Origin of the sequence: Citrobacter sedlakii NBRC 105722, from assembly GCF_000759835.1 — a bacterium.
Classification (GTDB): domain Bacteria; phylum Pseudomonadota; class Gammaproteobacteria; order Enterobacterales; family Enterobacteriaceae; genus Citrobacter_A; species Citrobacter_A sedlakii.
Map to the genome: position 1 here is coordinate 62,834 of NZ_BBNB01000003.1, position 21,165 is coordinate 83,998.

At 54.8% G+C, this 21,165-nt stretch carries 17 protein-coding genes; 11 read left to right on the top strand and 6 right to left on the bottom strand.

The window, feature by feature from the left end; genetic code table 11:
- Positions 1 to 4 precede the first annotated feature (4 nt).
- From feoB to CSE01S_RS07780, 3 genes are all read left to right on the top strand, one after another.
- Positions 5 to 2,329 (top strand): Fe(2+) transporter permease subunit FeoB, encoded by a 2,325-nt coding sequence (gene feoB, locus CSE01S_RS07770; RefSeq protein ID WP_042286400.1) that lies wholly within the window; start codon positions 5 to 7, stop codon positions 2,327 to 2,329.
- A 10-nt stretch (positions 2,330 to 2,339) separates the two neighbouring features.
- Entirely contained in the window at positions 2,340 to 2,576 is a 237-nt protein-coding gene (feoC, locus tag CSE01S_RS07775) for a [Fe-S]-dependent transcriptional repressor FeoC (RefSeq protein WP_042286403.1), read from the top strand.
- A 200-nt stretch (positions 2,577 to 2,776) separates the two neighbouring features.
- On the top strand, positions 2,777 to 3,703 hold the full coding sequence (locus tag CSE01S_RS07780; RefSeq protein WP_042286406.1) for an Rpn family recombination-promoting nuclease/putative transposase: 927 nt from the start codon (positions 2,777 to 2,779) through the stop codon (positions 3,701 to 3,703).
- A gap of 45 nt (positions 3,704 to 3,748) precedes the next feature.
- On the opposite strand, the gene bioH is transcribed toward CSE01S_RS07780, so the two are convergent.
- Complete coding sequence (bioH, locus tag CSE01S_RS07785; protein ID WP_042286408.1) at positions 3,749 to 4,519, bottom strand: pimeloyl-ACP methyl ester esterase BioH; 771 nt, start codon at positions 4,517 to 4,519, stop codon at positions 3,749 to 3,751.
- A 37-nt stretch (positions 4,520 to 4,556) separates the two neighbouring features.
- Here bioH and gntX point away from each other — a divergent pair, with 37 nt between their 5' ends.
- The 3 genes from gntX to gntT all read left to right on the top strand — a co-directional run bounded on the left by gntX (position 4,557) and on the right by gntT (position 7,538).
- Positions 4,557 to 5,240 (top strand): DNA utilization protein GntX, encoded by a 684-nt coding sequence (gntX, locus tag CSE01S_RS07790; RefSeq protein ID WP_042286411.1) that lies wholly within the window; start codon positions 4,557 to 4,559, stop codon positions 5,238 to 5,240.
- 58 nt (positions 5,241 to 5,298) lie between these two features.
- Positions 5,299 to 5,874, top strand: a complete 576-nt coding sequence (nfuA, locus tag CSE01S_RS07795; RefSeq protein WP_012908340.1) for a Fe-S biogenesis protein NfuA — start codon at positions 5,299 to 5,301, stop codon at positions 5,872 to 5,874.
- Between the two features lie 347 nt (positions 5,875 to 6,221).
- The gene (gene gntT, locus CSE01S_RS07800; protein ID WP_042286414.1) at positions 6,222 to 7,538 is read left to right on the top strand and encodes a gluconate transporter; all 1,317 of its coding nucleotides are present in this window, start codon (positions 6,222 to 6,224) and stop codon (positions 7,536 to 7,538) included.
- Between the two features lie 87 nt (positions 7,539 to 7,625).
- Here the strand turns inward: gntT and malQ are convergent, their stop codons facing one another.
- Complete coding sequence (malQ, locus tag CSE01S_RS07805; RefSeq protein ID WP_042286416.1) at positions 7,626 to 9,710, bottom strand: 4-alpha-glucanotransferase; 2,085 nt, start codon at positions 9,708 to 9,710, stop codon at positions 7,626 to 7,628.
- A gap of 9 nt (positions 9,711 to 9,719) precedes the next feature.
- Positions 9,720 to 12,113 (bottom strand): maltodextrin phosphorylase, encoded by a 2,394-nt coding sequence (malP, locus tag CSE01S_RS07810; RefSeq protein WP_042286419.1) that lies wholly within the window; start codon positions 12,111 to 12,113, stop codon positions 9,720 to 9,722.
- 387 nt (positions 12,114 to 12,500) lie between these two features.
- On the opposite strand from malP, the gene CSE01S_RS07815 reads away from it, so the two are divergent.
- The 4 genes from CSE01S_RS07815 (at position 12,501) to malT (ending at position 17,386) form a co-directional block, all read left to right on the top strand.
- On the top strand, positions 12,501 to 12,980 hold the full coding sequence (locus CSE01S_RS07815) for an Hcp family type VI secretion system effector (RefSeq protein WP_042286423.1): 480 nt from the start codon (positions 12,501 to 12,503) through the stop codon (positions 12,978 to 12,980).
- Positions 12,981 to 13,008: 28 nt separating this feature from the next.
- Positions 13,009 to 13,866: a hypothetical protein gene (locus CSE01S_RS07820; protein ID WP_042286426.1), complete on the top strand. Its 858-nt coding sequence runs from the start codon at positions 13,009 to 13,011 to the stop codon at positions 13,864 to 13,866.
- Positions 13,867 to 13,875: 9 nt separating this feature from the next.
- On the top strand, positions 13,876 to 14,307 hold the full coding sequence (locus tag CSE01S_RS07825) for a DUF1240 domain-containing protein (protein ID WP_042286430.1): 432 nt from the start codon (positions 13,876 to 13,878) through the stop codon (positions 14,305 to 14,307).
- A gap of 373 nt (positions 14,308 to 14,680) precedes the next feature.
- Positions 14,681 to 17,386 carry an HTH-type transcriptional regulator MalT gene (gene malT / locus CSE01S_RS07830; RefSeq protein WP_042286434.1) on the top strand — a complete coding sequence of 902 codons (2,706 nt, stop codon included), beginning with the start codon at positions 14,681 to 14,683 and terminating at the stop codon, positions 17,384 to 17,386.
- A gap of 51 nt (positions 17,387 to 17,437) precedes the next feature.
- Here malT and CSE01S_RS07835 read toward each other — a convergent pair whose 3' ends face one another.
- The 3 genes from CSE01S_RS07835 to glpE all read right to left on the bottom strand — a co-directional run bounded on the left by CSE01S_RS07835 (position 17,438) and on the right by glpE (position 19,443).
- On the bottom strand, positions 17,438 to 18,196 hold the full coding sequence (locus tag CSE01S_RS07835) for a DeoR/GlpR family transcriptional regulator (protein WP_042286437.1): 759 nt from the start codon (positions 18,194 to 18,196) through the stop codon (positions 17,438 to 17,440).
- A 15-nt stretch (positions 18,197 to 18,211) separates the two neighbouring features.
- The gene (gene glpG, locus CSE01S_RS07840) at positions 18,212 to 19,042 is read right to left on the bottom strand and encodes a rhomboid family intramembrane serine protease GlpG (RefSeq protein ID WP_042286439.1); all 831 of its coding nucleotides are present in this window, start codon (positions 19,040 to 19,042) and stop codon (positions 18,212 to 18,214) included.
- Positions 19,043 to 19,116: 74 nt separating this feature from the next.
- A complete protein-coding gene (glpE, locus tag CSE01S_RS07845; protein ID WP_042286441.1) occupies positions 19,117 to 19,443 on the bottom strand; it encodes a thiosulfate sulfurtransferase GlpE in 327 nt (108 codons plus the stop codon).
- Positions 19,444 to 19,650: 207 nt separating this feature from the next.
- On the opposite strand from glpE, the gene glpD reads away from it, so the two are divergent.
- Positions 19,651 to 21,159, top strand: a complete 1,509-nt coding sequence (gene glpD, locus CSE01S_RS07850; RefSeq protein WP_042286444.1) for a glycerol-3-phosphate dehydrogenase — start codon at positions 19,651 to 19,653, stop codon at positions 21,157 to 21,159.
- Positions 21,160 to 21,165 lie beyond the last annotated feature (6 nt).

Genomic DNA, 21,165 nt, shown 5'->3' on the forward strand with positions numbered 1-21,165 from the left:
AACAATGAAAAAATTAACCATTGGTTTAATTGGTAATCCAAATTCCGGCAAGACAACATTATTTAACCAGCTTACCGGCGCGCGCCAGCGCGTGGGCAACTGGGCTGGCGTGACGGTCGAACGCAAAGAAGGCCTGTTTTCTACCACTGACCACCAGGTGACGCTGGTCGACCTGCCCGGCACTTATTCTCTGACCACCATTTCGTCACAAACCTCTCTCGATGAGCAGATTGCCTGCCATTACATTCTGAGCGGCGACGCAGATCTGTTAATCAACGTCGTGGATGCCTCCAACCTCGAGCGTAACCTGTACCTGACGCTGCAATTGCTGGAGCTGGGGATCCCCTGCATTGTCGCGCTTAACATGCTGGATATCGCCGAAAAACAGCAGATCCGGATCGACATTGATGCGCTGTCCGCGCGTCTCGGCTGCCCGGTAGTTCCGCTGGTGTCCACCCGTGGACGCGGTATCGAAGCACTGAAGCTGGCGATCGATCGCCACAGCAAAAATGAAAACGTCGAATTGGTACATTATGCCCAGCCGTTGCTACGTGAAGCGGATAATCTGGCAAACCTGATGGCGCAGACCATGCCTTCGCACCAGCGTCGCTGGCTCGGTTTACAGATGCTGGAGGGCGACATTTACAGCCGCGCTTACGCCGGGGATGCCGCGCAGCAACTGGACGCCTCGTTCGCTCGCCTGAGCGAAGAGATGGACGATCCGGCGCTACACATCGCCGACGCCCGCTACCAGTGCATCGCCGCCATCTGCGACGTGGTGAGCAACACCCTGACGGCGGAGCCCAGCCGCTTCACCACGGCGGTGGACAAAATCGTCCTCAACCGCTTCCTGGGGCTGCCAGTTTTCCTGTTTGTGATGTACCTGATGTTCCTGCTCGCCATTAACATCGGCGGCGCGTTGGCGCCCATCTTCGACGCCGGTTCTGTCGCCGTCTTTATTCACGGCATCCAGTGGATTGGCTACACCCTCCACTTCCCGGACTGGCTGACCATTTTCCTCGCCCAGGGGATTGGCGGCGGTATCAATACTGTTCTGCCGCTGGTACCGCAAATCGGCATGATGTACCTGTTCCTTTCTTTCCTCGAAGACTCCGGTTACATGGCGCGCGCCGCGTTTGTCATGGACCGCCTGATGCAGGCGCTGGGGCTACCAGGAAAATCGTTTGTTCCGCTGATCGTCGGCTTTGGCTGCAACGTCCCATCGGTGATGGGCGCCCGTACGCTGGACGCGCCGCGTGAACGCCTGATGACCATCATGATGGCGCCGTTTATGTCCTGCGGCGCGCGCCTGGCGATTTTCGCCGTCTTTGCGGCCGCCTTCTTCGGGCAAAACGGCGCGCTGGCAGTGTTCTCCCTGTACGTGCTGGGCATTGTGATGGCAGTGCTGACCGGCCTGATGCTCAAACACACCATTATGCGCGGCGAAGCCTCGCCGTTTGTGATGGAACTGCCGGTTTATCATATCCCCCACATTAAAAGCCTGGTGATCCAGACCTGGCAGCGTCTGAAAGGCTTTGTACTGCGCGCCGGTAAAGTGATCGTCATCGTCAGCATCTTCCTGAGCGCGTTTAACAGCTTCTCGCTGGACGGTAAAATCGTCGACAACATCAACGACTCTGCCCTGGCTTCCGTTAGCCGCGTAATTACGCCTGTCTTCAAGCCGATCGGCGTACACGAGGATAACTGGCAGGCCACAGTAGGTCTGTTCACCGGTGCGATGGCGAAAGAAGTGGTGGTCGGTACGCTCAACACCCTTTACACCGCGGAAAACATTCAGGAAGAGGCATTTAACCCGGCTGAGTTCAGCCTTGGCGGCGAACTGCTCGACGCGCTGGAAGAAACCTGGCAGAGCCTGAAAGATACGCTCAGCCTGAGCGTTCTGGCGAACCCGATCGAAGCCAGCAAGGGTGATGGCGAAATGGCGACCGGCGCGATGGGCGTCATGGATGCGAAATTTGGCAGCGCGGCGGCGGCTTACAGCTACCTGATTTTCGTCCTGCTGTACGTTCCGTGCATCTCAGTGATGGGCGCAATCGCTCGCGAGTCCAGCCGCGGCTGGATGGGCTTCTCCATTCTGTGGGGGCTGAACATCGCATACTCGCTGTCGACCCTGTTCTATCAGGTCGCCAGCTACGGCGAACATCCAACCTATAGCCTAGTGTGCATTCTGGCGGTGATTCTGTTTAACGTCGTGGTGATTGGCCTGCTGCGTCGGGCGCGGAGCCGGGTGGATGTTAATCTGCTGGCGACGCGTAAAAGCGCCAGCGCCTGCTGCGCCGCGTCGACCACCACCGGCGACTGTCACTAAGGGCTGAACGATGGCTTCACTGATTCAGGTTCGCGATTTACTGGCGCTGCGTGGGCGCATGGAGGCGGCGCAAATCAGCCAGACGCTGCATACGCCACAGCCAATGATCGACGCGATGCTGAATCAACTGGAAACGATGGGAAAAGCCGCACGGATTCAGGAAGAACCCGACGGCTGCCTTTCGGGAAGCTGTAAAAGCTGTCCGGAAGGCAAAGCCTGCCTGCGCGAATGGTGGACATTGCGCTAACCCCTCCCCCCCAGCGCTAAAAACGATACCTACTGCCCCGTGTCGTTTTTTGCGCGCTCCGTTCCGCGAAAATGAACCGCTTTCACCACGCGTGATGATTCCTTCGTCCTCTTTCGCAGGATGAACTTTTACCGGGTGCGGCCAACAGCCCCGACGTTTACGCTTCCGTCCTCTGACTATTTACGTGACGGAACACCATAATGACCTCAACGCCGCATGATGCGATTTTCAAAACCTTTCTCCGCCATCCCCCTACCGCGCGGGACTTCCTTAAACTCCACCTGCCCGCAGCAGTGCGACACCTCTGCGATTTGAAAACGCTGAAGCTGGAATCGGGCAGCTTTATCGAGGAACAACTGCGGGCTTATTATTCCGATATCTTGTGGTCGCTTAAAACCCGCGAAGGAGACGCCTATATCTACATTGTTATTGAGCATCAAAGCACGCCGGATGCTCACATGGCGTTTCGGCTGATGCGTTACGCCATCGCGGCGATGCAGCAGCACCTGGACGCGGGGCATAAAAAATTGCCACTGGTGGTGCCGATGCTGTTTTATCACGGCACGGAAAGTCCCTACCCATTTTCCCTTTGCTGGCTTGATGAATTTGATAACCCCTCACTGGCAAGAGAGCTTTATGCCACCGCATTTCCCCTTGTGGATATCACCGTCATACCGGATGACGAGATCATGCAGCATCGACGAATGGCGTTGCTTGAGCTGATACAAAAGCATATTCGCACCCGTGACCTGCTTGGGCTGGTGGAAAAGCTGGCGACGCTGCTTGTTAAAGGACACGCTAATGACAAACAGCTTAAAGCGCTATTTAATTATCTCTTGCGTTCCGGCGACAGCGATCGCTTTGATGAGTTTATTCACGCGGTGACCGAACGTTTACCCCAGCACAAGGAGAGGATGATGACGATTGCCGAAAGATTACGCCAGGAAGGCCATCAACGCGGCCTTGAAAATGGATTGAAAAAGGGCATAAAAAAAGGCTTACGGTTAGGTAAACGCGAAGAAGCGCAACGCATTGCGCGCACCATGCTGGCGGATGGAATCGATCGGCGTACGGTGTCAAGAATCACCGGCCTGTCAGCCGCTGAAGTAATGCGATTAAGCCACTGATACCCTGCCCGGCGCGTGCGCGAGTGCCGGGCCTGGCAACAGGCATTACAGTGACTGTTTCAACGCAATCAGCGCTTCACAAAACGCCGCTGGATGAGAAATAAACGGGGCATGTGCCGCCTTCGTAAAGATCTGCGATTCACTCTGCGGCCACAGCGCATCCAGCACTGGCACAATCTTACGCGGCACCAGACCGTCCAGGTAACCGTACAGGCGCAGGAAAGGCACCTGCACGGCTTTCAGCGGTTCGCGCAGATCAACCGTTTTAAGGATCTCCAGTCCGCCGTTGAGCACGTCTACCGGCGGCATGGGCAACGCCAGCACCGTTTTCTTCAGCGCGCGGGCATCCTGGCGCGCCGACGCCGTGCCCATGGTTTGCAGCGCCAGAAAACGCTCAACCGTCCGCTGAAAGTCCTCACTTAGCTGCTGCTGGAAACCCGCCAGTACTTCAGGCTTGATCCCCGGCCAGCCGTCACGGGCGCTAAAGCAGGGAGAGGACGCCACCGTTACCAGCGCCTGCACACGTTCAGGACGCGTTAGCGCCACCTGGCTTGCCACCAGCCCTCCCAGACTCCAGCCCAGCCAGATCGCGTTCTCTGGCGCCTGTTTCAGTACGTGAACCGCCATCTCCTCAAGCGACATCGCGCCAAACCCCTGACTGCGCCCAAAACCGGGAAGATCGACCAGATGCAGCGTGAAATGCGAGCTAAGTTCCTCGCTAATGCAATGCCACACCTCCGCATTCAGTCCCCATCCGTGCAGCAGCACAAGATGACACTTTCCCTCGCCGCGGGTCTGCCACCAAATGTCATTCATCAGTTACTGTTCTCTTTTCACTTACAAGGATGAACCTATGCTAACAGTACCGGGATTATGCTGGCTATGTCGGATGCCGCTGGCGCTAAGCCGTTGGGGTCTTTGCTCCGTCTGCCAGCGGGCGACGGGCCACCGTGTCTTGCTTTGTCCGCGCTGTGGGCTGCCTTGCGCGCATCCAACCCTGCCCTGCGGCCGCTGTCTGCAAAAACCGCCGCCGTGGCAGCGGCTGATTATGGTAAACGACTATACGCCGCCGTTGAGTACGCTTATCCACCAGCTTAAATTTTCCCGACGCGGGGAGATCGCCCCCGCGCTGGCGCGTTTGCTGTTGCTGTCAGTGTTACAGGCACGTCGTCAGAGCGGATTCATCCGCCCAGACAGGCTGATTAGCGTTCCGCTCTGGTCGCGTCGCCACTGGCGCAGAGGATTTAATCAAAGCGAACTGCTGTGCCGACCGCTGGCGCGTTGGCTAAATTGTCCCTGGGACGATCGCTGCGTCACGCGCGTACGTCCTACCGCGCCCCAGCATCATCTCAGCGCCCGACTGCGTAAACGCAACCTGAAAAACGCCTTTCGCCTTGAATTGCCGGTAAAGGGACTCCATATGGTTGTTGTGGATGATGTCGTCACTACCGGCAGTACCGTCGGGGAGCTCGCGAAGCTGCTTTTGCGCAACGGCGCGGCGACGGTCCAGGTATGGTGCCTGTGTCGAACCTTGTAGAGCCTCGATGATGGGCGTATTATAACCAACTAAAATAGTCAACTATTAGGCCATTACTATGATCCGTATTTCCGATGCTGCACAAGCGCACTTTGCCAAACTGCTGGCAAATCAGGAAGAAGGGACACAAATCCGCGTATTTGTGATCAATCCCGGTACGCCTAACGCTGAATGTGGCGTTTCTTATTGTCCGCCGGACGCCGTGGAAGCAACCGACACCGCCCTGAAATTTGATCTGCTGACTGCGTATGTTGATGAACTGAGCGCACCGTTTCTGGAAGATGCGGAAATCGATTTCGTCACCGACCAGTTAGGTTCTCAGTTAACCCTGAAAGCGCCGAACGCCAAAATGCGTAAAGTGGCTGACGATGCGCCGCTGATGGAACGCGTTGAATATATGCTGCAATCGCAGATTAACCCGCAGCTTGCCGGTCACGGCGGTCGCGTTTCACTGATGGAGATCACCGACGAAGGCTACGCCATCCTGCAGTTTGGCGGCGGCTGTAACGGGTGCTCCATGGTTGACGTCACCCTGAAAGAAGGGATCGAAAAGCAACTGCTGAACGAATTCCCGGAACTGAAAGGCGTTCGCGACCTGACTGAACACCAGCGCGGCGAACACTCATACTACTAAGTCCGGCCTCCCTTTTGCCCGGTGGGCTACCGCTTACCGGGCCTGCTCACGCGTATCTGCCTTGCACATACGGCTGTTCATCCGTCATAAAATGCCCTTCTGCTACCCCAATAATTTGACCTGCCTCGCATAATTTAAATTTTGCCTACCGGGGTGATTTTCAATCACAACATGTTACCCGTATCATTCGCATGGGCACCCAACACACACATAACATCCGACTAAACTAAATAGTTCGAAGGAAATCAGTCACGGTGCCGTTACGTCTCTGTTCCCAGTTGGGACAACCGGAAATTGTCGTCTAAACACTGACGTTACCCATAACAAAATGAAAGGCCAGGTAAATCATGCCATTAGTCATCGTTGCTATCGGTGTAATCTTGCTATTACTCCTGATGATCCGCTTCAAAATGAACGGCTTCATCGCTCTCGTCCTGGTGGCGCTTGCTGTTGGATTGATGCAAGGAATGCCGCTGGATAAAGTTATCGGCTCGATCAAAGCGGGCGTCGGCGGTACCCTGGGAAGCCTCGCCCTGATCATGGGCTTTGGCGCCATGCTGGGCAAAATGCTGGCGGACTGCGGCGGCGCACAGCGTATCGCCACCACCCTGATTGCCAAATTTGGTAAACAGCACATCCAGTGGGCCGTGGTATTAACCGGCTTTACCGTTGGTTTCGCCCTGTTCTACGAAGTGGGCTTTGTGCTGATGCTGCCGCTGGTCTTTACGATTGCGGCTGCGGCCAACATTCCGCTGCTGTACGTCGGCGTACCCATGGCGGCTGCGCTGTCCGTCACCCACGGCTTTCTGCCGCCGCACCCGGGCCCGACCGCTATCGCCACCATTTTCCAGGCCGATATGGGTAAAACGCTGCTGTTCGGTACTATCCTGGCGATCCCGACCGTTATTCTGGCAGGTCCGGTATTTGCTCGCTGCCTGAAAGGCATCGATAAGCCGATCCCGGAAGGTCTGTACAGCGCGAAAACCTTTAGCGAAGAAGAGATGCCGAGCTTTGGCGTCAGCGTCTGGACTTCGCTGGTCCCGGTTGTGCTGATGGCGATGCGCGCCGTTGCCGAAATGGTCTTGCCGAAAGGCCACGCCTTCCTGCCGGTGGCGGAGTTCTTTGGCGACCCGGTAATGGCGACACTGATTGCAGTGCTGATCGCCCTGTTCACCTTCGGCCTGAACCGTGGTCGTTCGATGGATCAGATTAACGACACCCTGACTTCTTCGATCAAAATTATCGCCATGATGCTGTTGATCATCGGCGGCGGCGGTGCGTTCAAACAGGTGCTGGTTGACAGCGGCGTGGACAAATACATCGCGTCAATGATGCATGAAACCAACATTTCCCCGCTCCTGATGGCGTGGTCTATCGCAGCCGTTCTGCGTATCGCGCTGGGTTCTGCAACCGTTGCAGCAATTACCGCTGGCGGGATTGTCGCGCCGCTGATTGCCACAACCGGCGTGAGTCCTGAGCTAATGGTGATTGCAGTTGGCTCCGGTAGCGTGATTTTCTCTCACGTGAACGATCCGGGCTTCTGGCTGTTTAAAGAATACTTCAACCTGACAATCGGCGAGACCATCAAGTCCTGGTCGATGCTGGAAACCATTATCTCAGTCTGCGGCCTGATTGGCTGTCTGCTGCTGGGGATGGTGGTCTGATCGCTTTCTGTGCCGGATGGCGACACGAAACGTCGTATCCGGCACATCATCAGGACAGTAAAAACCCGTCTTTCGACGGGTTTTGTTTTACCTTTTCTTCGTGGCCGCGCGTCGCCGCTTGTCCAGATCCTTAATCAGTTTATTCACCTTTTCATCCGCAAACATCGTTTCAAGCGTGGCGGACAGCTTACGACGCCAGTTTTTGTACTGATAGCTGGTGCCCGGAATGTTCACCGGTTCCGCCATATCCAGCCAGTCTTCCGGCTGTAAACCCAACAGGGCGCTGTTACTGTCGGCGATATATCGCTGCATACCGCGATTCAGCGTTGGCGTCATCGCCATCAGCGAAGCCTTATGCCCGGCGCGTTTAGGCAGACAGCCATACTTGTGCAGAGCGTCCAGCAGCCCCTGCTTCGCCAGCTCGCGGTCCTGATACAGGCCGCGCAGCACGACATCGTCAGGATACAGCCCCAGCGTTTTACCAAGCGTCAGGTCTCCGCTCTCCCAGTAGCCTCGCAGCGTAGGAAGGTCATGCGTCGTCGCGACAGCCATTGATTGTTCCGGATACGCTTTCGGCGCACGGTAGGTCTTCTCATGATCATTCTCGAAGTAGAGGACTTTGTACGAGTACACGCCGCTGTCACGCAGCTTGCCGACAATCTCCACCGGCACCGTACCCAAATCTTCCCCAATCACCATGCACTGATGCCGGTGGCTTTCAAGCGCCAGAATCGACAGCAGATCGTCGACCGGATAATGAACATACGCGCCGTGGTCGGCGGTTTCGCCATACGGGATCCACCACAGACGCAGCATCGACATCACGTGGTCGATACGCAGCGCGCCACAGTTCTGCATATTGGCGCGCAGCAGCTCAATAAATGGTTCGTAAGCGCGCGCCGCCATAATATGCGGATCCATTGGCGGCAGCCCCCAGTTTTGCCCAAGCGGACCGAGAATATCCGGCGGCGCGCCAACCGACGCTTTCAGGCAATACAGCTCGCGATCGCACCAGGTTTCCGCCCCGCCTTCCGCCACGCCTACCGCCAGATCACGGTACAGGCCGACCGGCATGCTATAGCCCTGGCTGGTTTCCCAGCACGCCGCAAACTGGGTGTACGCCAGCCACTGTAGCCAGAGATAAAAATCCACTTCGTCACGGTGTGCGTCACAAAAGGCTTTGACCGCCGGTGAGTCCACCGACTGATACGCCTGCGGCCAGACCGGCCACCCCCAGCGCAGTTCGTCTTCTTTCACCTGTGCGGCATGCAACGCATCAAACGCCGCCTGCCAGTAGAGGCTTTCGCCTTCCTGCGCCACAAAATGGCGGAACGCCGCCATCTGCTCATCATCACGCACGGCAAAGCGTTTCCACGCCATGCGCAGAGCCGCCAATTTAAGCGCGGTGACGGTCGAATAATCGACCCATTCGGCCTCCCGCGCCTGCTTCAATGTTTGCTGCGTGGTTGGCATTTGCCACCATGCCTGCGCCTCTTCACTCAGACGGAAATCGTCGACCGCATTCACGTCAATATAAATCACGTTCAGCCAACGGCGTGACGATGGGCTATAAGGGCTGGCGCTTTCAGGGTTGGCAGGATAAAGCGCGTGGATCGGATTTAATCCAATAAACGCCCCGCCGCGTTTGGCGACGTCAACCAGCATGGCTTTCAGATCGCCGAAATCGCCAATTCCCCAGTTGTTGTCTGAGCGCAGCGTATAAAGCTGCACGCACGCGCCCCACAATTTTTTACCGTTCAGTAATGCCTGCGGTTCATAGCAGCGCTTCGGCGCGACGATGATCCGGCAATGGCTGCGCTGCTCCCCTTGCGTCAGCGTCAGCGAGTGATAACCGGGCGGCAGCTTCGCCGGCAGGTTGAACGCTTTGCCGCCTGTCGCATGGCCTTTAAACGGCTCGCCCTGTTCGGTCGTCAACAGCCAGCTAAACTCGCCTTTGCCTTCGACGGTGAGCGACATTTTTTTGCCCGCAGTAAACACCCTGACGCCCGGCACAGGCGTCGCCGCCTTCCCGGCGTCGGGGATACGGTGCATTGCGTCCAGCAAACGCCGCTTGGTTTCGGCGCCAATTGACTGCGGTTTGCCGTGGGCATTGATGTAATGGGGGCTGATCCCCGCCGCCAGCGCGGCATTATCAAGACGTTTGCTCTCCATCGCGCTCCCTTAGCGTTTGGCCTGCCAGATACGGGTCTGATAATCACGGATAGAACGATCCGAGCTGAACATGCCGCAGCGCGCAGAGTTCAGGATCGCCGCGCGAGTCCAACCCTCCGGGTCACGGTACAGTACATCCACCTGCTTCTGCGCCTCTACGTAAGCGGCGAAATCGGCCATCACCAGATACGGGTCGCCGCCCTGCTTGCCGATGCTGTGCAGCATCGGATCGAAAGCGTGTTTGTCGCCGTCGCTGTACTTACCGCTTTCCAGCTCTTTCAGCACCGCATCCAGCAGCTTATCTTTCTTACGCCACTTCACCGGGTCGTAGCCTTTCGCCTTCAGGGCTTTCACTTCTTCCACGGTATGGCCAAAAATAAAGATGTTTTCATCACCAACTTTCTCGGCGATTTCGACATTCGCCCCGTCCAGCGTACCGACCGTCAGCGCGCCGTTCAGCGCCAGCTTCATATTGCCGGTTCCGGAGGCTTCTTTACCCGCCGTGGAGATTTGCTCCGAGATATCCGCCGCCGGGATCAGCATTTCCGCCGCCGACACGCAGTAGTCCGGCAGGAACACCACTTTCAGCTTATCGCCGACCTTCGGATCGTTGTTGATGGTGTCCGCCACTTTATTAATAGCGAAGATGATATTTTTCGCCAGGTAGTAGCCCGGCGCCGCCTTCGCGCCAAACAGGAACACACGCGGCACACGGTCAGCCTGGGGGTTTTCGCGGATCTCTTTATACAGCGCCACAATATGCAGCAGGTTCAGATGCTGGCGTTTGTACTCATGCAGGCGCTTAATCTGAATGTCAAAAATCGCCTGCGGGTTAATCGCAATACCGGTACGCGCTTTTACAAACTCGGCCAGACGTACTTTGTTAGCCTGTTTGATGTCGCGCCAGGTCTGACGGAATTTCGCGTCGTCAGCGTACTTCTCAAGGTTGATCAACTGATCGAGATCGTTGGCCCACTCTTTTTTCAGCGTCTTATCCAACAGCGCCGCCAACTGCGGGTTGCACTGTTTGATCCAGCGGCGCGGGGTAATGCCGTTGGTGACATTGTGGAATTTGTTTGGCCACAACTGGTGGTATTCGGGGAACAGATCTTTCACCACCAGATCGGAGTGCAGTGCCGCCACGCCGTTAACCGCAAAGCCGCTGACCACGCACAGGTTCGCCATGCGCACCTGTTTGTCATGCACCACCGCCAGCTTCGCCCAGACCTGCTTGTCGCCAGGCCAGGTTTTATCGACAAGCGTTTTAAAGCGGGTGTTAATCTCTTTAATAATCTGCATATGACGCGGCAGCAGCGCTTTTACCAGCTTCTCATCCCAACACTCCAGCGCTTCCGGCATCAGGGTGTGGTTGGTGTAGGCGAAGGTGCGGCTGGTGATCGCCCAGGCGTCATCCCAGCTCATCTGATGTTCGTCAATCAGCACACGCAGCAGTTCCGGGATCGCAATGGTCGGATGGGTGTCGTTCAGTTGAATGACTTCGTAATCCGCCAGCTCGTGCAGCTTACGCCCCGCCAGATGATGGCGACGCAGAATGTCGGCCACCGAGCAGGCGCACTGGAAATATTGCTGCATCAGGCGCAGCTTTTTGCCAGCGGTATGGTTGTCGTTCGGGTAGAGCACTTTGGTCAGTTTGTCAGCATCGATGCCCTGTTGCTCGGCACGCAGGAAATCGCCGTCGTTAAATTTGGTCAGGTTAAACGGATGCGCATGGGTGGCTTGCCACAGACGCAGCGGTTGCGCTACGCCGTTACGGTAACCCAGTACCGGCAGATCCCACGCCTGCCCGGTGATCGTAAAGTCAGGCTCCCAGCGCCCGTCCTTCGTTACTTTCCCGCCGATCCCCACCTGCACGTCAAGCGCTTCATTATGGCGGAACCACGGGTAGCTACCGCGATGCCAGTCGTCCGGCGCTTCCATTTGCTTACCGTCGGCAAACGACTGGCGGAACAGCCCGTACTGGTAGTTGAGGCCATAGCCGGTCGCAGACTGTCCGACGGTCGCCATGGAATCAAGGAAGCAGGCCGCCAGACGGCCCAGCCCCCCGTTGCCCAGCGCCGGGTCAATCTCTTCTTCCAGCAGGTCAGTGAGGTGAACGCCGTGTGCTTTCAGCGTCTCGCTCACCCCTTCATACCAGCCCAAATTCAACAGGTTATTACCGGTCAGGCGTCCAATCAGAAACTCCATTGAAATGTAGTTCACATGGCGCTGGTTTTTCACCGGCTTCGCCACAGGTTGGGCGCTGAGTAATTCCGCCAGCGCGCCGCTGACCGCCTGCCACCACTGGCGGGACGTCATCTCGTGAGCTGACAGTAAACCGAAACGCTGCCACTGACGCGTCAGGGCAGCCTGAAATTGCTCTTGATTGAAGGTAGGCTGTGACATAGGAATTCCGGGTCCTTTGGTAATAAAACAACGTTATCGCTAGTTTGCCTGGCTCATTGTTGACCTTCCTCATCCCACCCGGGATTAGACAGGGAGGAGTAGTGGGGATGAGCGCAAAAATGTGATCGAGGCCACTTTCGCGCATCCTTCCCTGCGGTTCAGCTTACCGTCACTTGCTTATTTTAACCCAAATTTTGGTCTGGCCAGACCAACTTCCGTGAATGGGGATGAATCGCCTGTCCGGTATATATGAGAATGTGTTACGACGTCTTTTATTATTACTGGAATGCAATAATAAAAATAGTTGAATTACCGAAATAACACGCGCACACTTAAATAGCTTTATTTCAATATATTATTTACGTAAATATTTTATAAGGAAATAATATGGCTCATTTATCCTGGCTTACGCTAAAGGGAGAGTTACAGGGTGATATCTCGGCCCGGTGCGGCTCACGGAATTCGATTGGTAATAAATCTCAGGCCAGTCATATTGATCAGATAATGATTTACGCACTTGAGCATGAAACATCCCGCCAGCAAAATGTTTGCCATCATGAATTGCAAATCATCAAGCCCGTTGATCGTTCGTCGCCGTTGCTCAACAAAGCTATAAATGATAACGAAACGCTTGAGTGTGAGATCCATCTCTATCGGGTTAATCCGGAAGGGCATCAAGAGATTTATTATAAAATAAAGTTATTCAAAGCGCATATTTCTAGCATCAAAATGATAGTACCACATAATATTATTGAAAATGGTAACGAAGCACAGGAACGCGTTTGTTTTACGTATGAATCTATCAGTTGGGAACACTGTATAGCGAGCACCAGCGCTTTCAGTTTCTGGAACGACCGTCTTTTCTGAGTCTGGACAGTTTATATAAGAGAATAGTATGCGTCACCGACCCTCTTCGTTATACAACACCGATCATTACAGGGAAGATCCACTACGCGATTCATCAGACTTCCGCTGGCATTCAATGAATCCTGCGCTGCGTGATATGGCTTTTATGGATGGTTCATTTATTACCCAACATCATCACATTCTCCTGCTGACCCTGGAAGAAGCGCAGCAAGTTATCGACGATTTGATGGGTGGCGTCGATCGTTTTTTTTCATATCGGGCAGGGCCTGGCAATATAAAGGATGGGCTGGATGCCTTTCGCAGTCTGTCAAAGCTCACCACCTGGTACAACCCTGCTAAGGAGTTGATGTTTAACTTTGATGTTTTGAAAATCAAAGCCATTGAATACAAAGTGGGCGGTAAAACCTATATAAAAATTACCGGATACCCCGGCTTACGGCGCATACTTACCGGTACTCGCTACGGCGCTAATCACCCGCAAATACTGGAAATGACCATCGGTAAACGGGGGCTTTACCACAACATCCGCAACGGAGTCAGATATTGCATCTATTTTTCGCTGGCCTGGCGGGCTATCGAACTCATTTTTAAGTCTGACTATAACCTGACTGATTTTCTGGTCGATATCACAATGGATATGGCAAAAGCTGTGGTGTCGGGAGTTTTGATTGGGTTAGTCGCAGGCGTTTTGGCTTTGTTGAGTTCGCCGGTAATAGTCACCACGACTATCATTGTTGTTATGGGTTTAATCTTTAACAACAGATTAAATATTATTGATGAAAAAGCAGGGCTATCAAGTGAATTAAAAAATAAATTGCGTGACTATACGTTTAATCATAAACATTATGATTGCGGATCCTCCCACCCCAACTTTTACTCATTCTGAGGAGGGATAATGAAGAAGAGTCATTTGCGTCTTTGCGCTATTGCGCTTATTCTTTTTTTCCTCGAAAACCTGCATTTTTTGTTATTTGGCAGGGTAATGACTGACTTTTTATCTTTAATCAGCATGGGGGATAGGATCTCTTATAATAAAACATGCGTACTTATTGGCGCGATACCTTTAGTCATGTATGTTGTTGTTGCTATGGTTAGGGTTTTATTTAGCAAAGACGTAAAGTACCAGGCACTTCCCGACCCTTATGAAAAATGGGTGCTTCTTACCATTACCTTTTCTTTTATCCTTGGTCTCATTGCTGATTGCATTATCCCTTTTTTATTCATGGCGTTGTCTTACCATTCCTGCCCTCAGGACACGCTTCGCGATTATCATGTAACCGATATCGCGCTCTGCAAAACGCTCGTCGATAATCGTAGTTTCTGGTGATGATCCTTAAACAACGTCTGTTGCAAGGAAAATACTGCTGCTATTTCAAACCGTTTTCTGCTGCTTCGCCGTAGGGCATTTTCAATAATAATTTATCACCGTAAGTTACAATTAACGCGGTCACTTTCATGAATGCAAGCCCTTGCAAACTGTAATTATTCTTCAGCAAGAGTAAAAAACCCAACGTCATGCCGGGCAAACCAGACCCGACGCGGATTAGGCTTCAGAAAAATTTGTGATGCAGTGCAAATTAAGGCAGTCCATTACCGGACATAACTTGCAAAAGTTTCTAATCTGGCCGACCTTATAACCATTAATTACGAAGCGCAAAAAAAATCGCAGTTCCCCCATTTTCCACAGTGAAGTGTTAACTATGTTGATTCCGTCTAAACTAAGTCGTCCGGTTCGTCTCGACCATACGGTGGTTCGCGAGCGCCTGTTGGCTAAACTTTCCGGCGCGAACAATTACAGGCTCGCCCTGATCACAAGTCCTGCGGGATATGGGAAAACCACGCTCGTTTCACAATGGGCCGCAGGCAAAACCGATCTCGGCTGGTATTCGCTGGATGAAGGTGACAACCAGCAGGAACGGTTTGCCAGCTATCTGATTGCGGCAATTCAACAGGCCACCAACGGACACTGCGCCACCAGTGAAGTGATGGTGCAAAAACGCCAGTACGTCAGTCTGACCTCGCTGTTTGCGCAGCTGTTTATTGAACTGGCCGAATGGCATCGCCCGCTGTACCTGGTTATCGACGACTACCACCTGATCACCAATCCGGTGATTCACGAATCCATGCGCTTCTTCCTGCGCCATCAGCCGGAAAATCTTACCCTGGTGGTGCTGTCGCGTAATTTACCGCAGTTAGGCATTGCCAATCTGCGCGTACGCGATCAGCTTCTGGAGATCGGCAGCCAGCAGTTGGCCTTTAATCATCAGGAAGCGAAGCAGTTTTTCGATCGCCGTTTATCCTCCCCCATTGAAGCGGCTGAAAGTAGCCGGATGTGCGACGACGTTGCCGGTTGGGCGACAGCCCTGCAGCTGATCGCCCTCTCTGCACGGCAAAATAACAACTCAGCCCACCAGTCCGCACGCCGACTGGCAGGAATCAACGCCAGCCATCTCTCAGATTATCTGGTTGATGAAGTGCTCGACAGCGTCGACGTCAGCACCCGTCATTTCCTGCTGAAAAGCGCCATTCTGCGATCAATGAACGATGCGCTGATCGTCCGGGTGACCGGTGAAGAAAACGGTCAAATGCGCCTGGAGGAGATCGAGCGTCAGGGTTTATTCCTGCAACGAATGGATGACACCGGCGAATGGTTCAGCTACCACCCACTGTTTGGTAGCTTCCTGCGCCAGCGCTGCCAGTGGGAACTGGCGACAGAACTGCCGGAGATTCACCGCGCCGCCGCCGAAAGCTGGATGGCGCAGGGCTTCCCGAGCGAAGCTATCCACCACGCGCTGGCGGCAGGTGACGCGCATATGCTGCGCGATATCTTGTTGAATCACGCCTGGGGTCTGTTCAACCACAGCGAACTGGCGCTGCTGGAAGAGTCACTCAAAGCGCTGCCGTGGGAAAGTTTGCTGGAAAACCCGCGTCTGGTGCTGCTCCAGGCCTGGCTGATGCAGAGCCAGCACCGCTACAGCGAAGTGAATACTCTGCTGGCGCGCGCCGAACAAGAGATCAAAGGCGTGATGGACAGCACCCTGCATGCCGAATTTAACGCGCTGCGGGCGCAGGTGGCGATCAACGACGGCAACCCTGACGAAGCGGAACGCCTGGCGAAACTGGCGCTGGACGAACTGCCCATTGCCTGGTTCTATAGCCGCATTGTCGCCACCTCGGTGCACGGCGAAGTGTTGCACTGTAAAGGCGACCTCTCCCGCTCGTTGGCGCTGATGCAGCAGACCGAACAGATGGCGCGTCATCATGACGTCTGGCACTACGCGCTGTGGAGTCTGATCCAGCAAAGCGAAATCTTGTTTGCCCAGGGCTTTTTGCAGGCCGCCTGGGAAACACAGGAAAAAGCGTTCCAGTTGATCAAAGATCAGCATCTGGAACAGTTGCCGATGCACGAGTTCCTGGTACGCATCCGCGCACAGTTACTGTGGGCATGGGCGCGTCTGGACGAAGCGGAAGCCTCTGCCCGCAGCGGCATTGAAGTGCTTTCCACCTTCCAGCCCCAGCAGCAGCTCCAGTGTCTGGCCCTGCTGATCCAGTGCTCGCTGGCGCGCGGCGATCTGGATAATGCCCGCAGCCATCTTAACCGTCTGGAAAACCTGCTCGGCAACGGTCACTACCATAGCGACTGGATCTCCAACGCCGACAAAGTACGGGTAATCTACTGGCAGATGACCGGCGATAAAAAGTCCGCCGCTAACTGGTTGCGCCACACACCGAAACCGGAGTTTGCCAATAACCACTTCCTGCAGGGCCAGTGGCGCAACATTGCCCGCGCGCAGATCCTGCTGGGGGAATTCGAACCCGCGGAAATCGTGCTTGAAGAACTGAATGAGAACGCGCGCAGCCTACGGCTGATGAGCGATCTCAACCGTAACCTGCTGCTCCTGAACCAGCTTTACTGGCAGGCAGGGCGGAAAAACGACGCCCAGCGCGTGCTGCTCGACGCCTTACAGCTTGCCAACCGCACCGGTTTTATCAGCCATTTTGTGATTGAAGGCGAAGCGATGGCGCAGCAGTTACGCCAGTTGATCCAACTGAATACCTTGCCGGAGCTGGACCAGCATCGCGCCCAGCGGATCTTGCGCGAAATTAACCAGCATCACCGCCACAAGTTTGCCCACTTCGACGAAGGCTTTGTCGAGCGTCTGCTGAACCATCCGGAAGTGCCGGAGCTGATCCGCACCAGCCCGCTGACCCAACGTGAATGGCAGGTGCTGGGGCTGATTTACTCCGGGTACAGCAACGAGCAGATCGCCGGAGAGCTGGCCGTCGCCGCGACCACCATCAAAACCCACATCCGCAACCTGTATCAGAAACTTGGCGTGGCGCACCGTCAGGACGCGGTACAGCATGCGCAGCAGTTGCTAAAAATGATGGGTTATGGGGTGTAATTATCCCGTCAGGGCGGCCAGGGCGCATTGCGTGGCCACCCGGCGGTGTGACTAACACAGTTCCAGTTGAATATGGTTGTCCGAAATCACCTGCATAATGCCTGCGGGCGGCAGGGTGTCGGTATAAACGGCATCCACCATACTGATGCTGCCCATATTCACCATCGCGTTACGGCCAAACTTCGAATGATCCACCACCAGCATCACATGGCGGGAATTTTCAATGATCGCACGCTTAGTGCGCACTTCGTGATAGTCGAACTCCAGCAGCGAACCGTCGCTGTCGATGCCGCTGATCCCCAGAATGCCGAAATCAAGACGGAACTGCGAAATAAAATCGAGCGTCGCTTCACCGATAATTCCCCCGTCGCGGCTGCGCAATTCGCCGCCCGCGAGGATAATGCGGAAATCGTCTTTCGCCATCAGCGTGTTCGCCACGTTCAGGTTGTTAGTCACAATACGCAAATTGCTGTGACCGAGTAGCGCGTGGGCCACGGCTTCCGGCGTGGTGCCGATGTCAATAAACAGAGTGGAACCGTTGGGGATTTGCGTGGCCACTTTGCGCGCAATGCGCTCTTTTTCCGCCGTCTGAGTGGCCTTTCGATCGTGCCACGGGGTATTCACCGAACTGGACGGCAGCGCGGCGCCGCCGTGATGACGCAGAATCATGTTTTGATCGGCCAGATCGTTGAGATCGCGGCGAATGGTTTGCGGGCTAACGGAGAAATGCTCCACCAGCTCTTCGGTACTGACGTATCCCTGTTTTTTTACCAGCTCAATGATCGCGTCATGTCGTTGTGTTTGTTTCATTGTTATTCCCTGGAATCATGTTCGTTTTCGCGCATTCAGCGTGTCAGCCAGCGCCATCGCCAGTCCGACCGCCAGCCCGGCAATGTGTGCGCCATTCGCCATCGACATGCCGAAGAAATCCAGCCAACCGGCAACAATCCAGATTAACGCGAAAATAATCAGTCCGCGTTGCAAAAAGATACCGCTTTGCGGATCGCGTTCGCCGCGCAGCCAGACGTAGCCCATCAGCGCGTAGACCACACCGGACAGGCCACCGAACCACGGACCGCTGAATTTCTGCTGTACGTAGCCGCTCAGTAGCGCGCTGATTACTGTAATGACTATCAGCTTCCCGCTGCCAAGTCGCTTCTCTACCGCGCCGCCAAGATACCACCACCACAGCAGGTTAAAGAGGATATGCATCAGTGAGAAATGCATAAAGGCATGCGTGAAGTAGCGCCAGACATCAAACTTCAGTGACGGATCGAACGGCCAGGCCAGCCATACCATTACCGTCTGATCGCCCACGATATTTTGCACGATAAATACCACAACGCAGAGCGCCATGATAAACCAGGTGACCGGTCCGGCGCGCTCGCGCAGGGTGGCGAGAAACGGGAAGCGACGGTAGTGCAGGCCGCTGCCGGTATGCCCCGACTGCCAGCTGGCCGCAAGATAGCGCGGATCGGCAGGATTCTCCAGAAAACGCGCCAGCTCTGCCTGTACCCGTTCAGCCTGGGAGTCATCCGCCAGCCAGACATCGCTTTGCTGATGTTGTTGAATGGTCAGGATAACGCCCTGCGTCGCCATATAGTCGACAAAAGCCTGGGCCACGCGGGGGTTAGCAAAAGAAGTAATCATCAACATTGTTGCTGTCGCTTATTCCACACAAAAGAGGACAGTATATAGGCCCTTCTTCCTTCAGGCTGCATTTTGTTGGCTTAACCGCCATACGCCACTTCGGCGGGAAAGTTGCGGTGCCAGGCGTCAAAGCCGCCGTCTACGCTGTAGACCGCATCATACCCTTGCTGTAACAAATATTGCGCCGCGCCTTTGCTGCTGTTGCCGTGATAGCACATCACCATGACCGCCGTGTCAAAATCATGCTCGCGCATAAACGCGCCCAGCGTGTCGTTCGTCAGATGAAACGCCTGCGGAGTATGTCCCATTGCGAAACTTTGCGGATCGCGGATATCCACCAGCACCGCCGCGCCCTGATGCAGCTTCTGGTGCGCTTCTTCTACGTTGATACATTCAAACTGATCCATACATTCTCTTCTTTATCGTACAGGTTATTGCAGGTGACGTTTTTCAGGCATGTTACCGCGTAGTGTACGTCCCGGCGGCAGTGAAACGCCATAATGTTATATGTATCACTGTAAATTGTTTATTCGATGTTACCAATAGCGCGTTTCTTTGCTATTATGTTCGATAACGAACATTTATGAGCTATAACGAAAGTGCAAGAGGGCAGCATGGAAACCAAAGATCTGATTGTGATAGGGGGAGGCATTAACGGTGCCGGTATCGCGGCAGATGCCGCTGGACGCGGTTTATCCGTGCTGATGCTGGAAGCGCAGGATCTCGCGTGCGCCACCTCTTCCGCCAGTTCAAAACTCATTCATGGTGGCCTGCGCTACCTGGAACACTACGAATTCCGTCTGGTTAGCGAAGCGCTGGCCGAGCGTGAAGTGCTGCTGAAAATGGCGCCGCATATTGCCTTTCCGATGCGTTTTCGTTTGCCGCATCGCCCCCATTTACGTCCGGCGTGGATGATCCGCATCGGTCTGTTTATGTACGATCACCTCGGCAAACGCACCAGCCTGCCGGGTTCGACCGGTTTGCGTTTTGGCGCAGAATCCGTTCTTAAACCGGAAATCGTGCGCGGTTTCGAATATTCTGACTGCTGGGTGGACGATGCCCGACTGGTGCTGGCGAATGCGCAGATGGTGGTGCAAAAAGGCGGCGAGGTGTTGACCCGCACCCGGGCTACCTCAGCGCGCCGCGAAAACGGTCTGTGGATTGTCGAAGCAGAAGACATTGATTCCGGCAAAAAATACACCTGGCAGGCGCGTGGTCTGGTCAACGCTACCGGTCCGTGGGTAAAAGAGTTTTTCGACGAGGGCATGCATCTGCCTTCACCGTACGGTATTCGCTTGATCAAAGGCAGCCACATCGTGGTGCCGCGCGTTCATACCCAGAAACAGGCCTACATTCTGCAAAACGAAGACAAACGCATCGTGTTTGTGATCCCGTGGATGGATGAGTTCTCGATCATCGGCACCACCGACGTTGAGTACAAAGGCGATCCGAAAGCGGTGAAAATCGATGAAAGCGAAATCAATTACCTGCTGAAGGTGTATAACGCCCACTTTAAAAAACAGCTGGGCCGCGACGATATCGTCTGGACCTATTCCGGCGTACGTCCGCTGTGCGACGATGAATCCGATTCTCCGCAGGCCATCACCCGCGACTACACGCTGGATATTCATGATGAAAATGGTAAAGCGCCGCTGCTGTCGGTGTTCGGCGGTAAGCTGACCACCTACCGTAAACTCGCCGAACACGCAATGGAAAAACTGTCGTCGTACTATCAGGGTATCGGTCCGGCGTGGACCAAAGACTGCGTGCTACCGGGCGGTGAGATTGGCGGCGACCGTGAAGATTATGCCGCTAAATTGCGCCGCCGCTATCCGTTCCTGAGCGAATCACTGGCGCGCCATTATTCCCGCACCTACGGCAGCAACACCAGACTGATCCTCGGCGAAGCGACGTCGCTGGCGGATCTCGGCGAAGATTTCGGTCATGAATTCTACGAGGCGGAGCTGAAGTATCTGGTGGATCATGAATGGGTGCGCCGCGCGGACGATGCGCTTTGGCGCCGCACCAAAGAGGGAATGTGGCTCAACGCTGAGCAACAGTCGCGCATAACCCAATGGCTGGCGGCGTATACGGAAAAACAGGCGCTGTCGCTGGCATCGTAAAACCAG

Bases quoted from the DNA above. Each gene is read 5' to 3' on its own strand.
- feoB (WP_042286400.1), top strand. From the start codon at position 5: ATGAAAAAATTAACCATTGGTTTAATTGGTAATCCAAATTCCGGCAAG.
- feoC (WP_042286403.1), top strand. From the start codon at position 2,340: ATGGCTTCACTGATTCAGGTTCGCGATTTACTGGCGCTGCGTGGGCGC.
- CSE01S_RS07780 (WP_042286406.1), top strand. From the start codon at position 2,777: ATGACCTCAACGCCGCATGATGCGATTTTCAAAACCTTTCTCCGCCAT.
- bioH (WP_042286408.1), bottom strand. From the start codon at position 4,519: ATGAATGACATTTGGTGGCAGACCCGCGGCGAGGGAAAGTGTCATCTT.
- gntX (WP_042286411.1), top strand. From the start codon at position 4,557: ATGCTAACAGTACCGGGATTATGCTGGCTATGTCGGATGCCGCTGGCG.
- nfuA (WP_012908340.1), top strand. From the start codon at position 5,299: ATGATCCGTATTTCCGATGCTGCACAAGCGCACTTTGCCAAACTGCTG.
- gntT (WP_042286414.1), top strand. From the start codon at position 6,222: ATGCCATTAGTCATCGTTGCTATCGGTGTAATCTTGCTATTACTCCTG.
- malQ (WP_042286416.1), bottom strand. From the start codon at position 9,710: ATGGAGAGCAAACGTCTTGATAATGCCGCGCTGGCGGCGGGGATCAGC.
- malP (WP_042286419.1), bottom strand. From the start codon at position 12,113: ATGTCACAGCCTACCTTCAATCAAGAGCAATTTCAGGCTGCCCTGACG.
- CSE01S_RS07815 (WP_042286423.1), top strand. From the start codon at position 12,501: ATGGCTCATTTATCCTGGCTTACGCTAAAGGGAGAGTTACAGGGTGAT.
- CSE01S_RS07820 (WP_042286426.1), top strand. From the start codon at position 13,009: ATGCGTCACCGACCCTCTTCGTTATACAACACCGATCATTACAGGGAA.
- CSE01S_RS07825 (WP_042286430.1), top strand. From the start codon at position 13,876: ATGAAGAAGAGTCATTTGCGTCTTTGCGCTATTGCGCTTATTCTTTTT.
- malT (WP_042286434.1), top strand. From the start codon at position 14,681: ATGTTGATTCCGTCTAAACTAAGTCGTCCGGTTCGTCTCGACCATACG.
- CSE01S_RS07835 (WP_042286437.1), bottom strand. From the start codon at position 18,196: ATGAAACAAACACAACGACATGACGCGATCATTGAGCTGGTAAAAAAA.
- glpG (WP_042286439.1), bottom strand. From the start codon at position 19,042: ATGTTGATGATTACTTCTTTTGCTAACCCCCGCGTGGCCCAGGCTTTT.
- glpE (WP_042286441.1), bottom strand. From the start codon at position 19,443: ATGGATCAGTTTGAATGTATCAACGTAGAAGAAGCGCACCAGAAGCTG.
- glpD (WP_042286444.1), top strand. From the start codon at position 19,651: ATGGAAACCAAAGATCTGATTGTGATAGGGGGAGGCATTAACGGTGCC.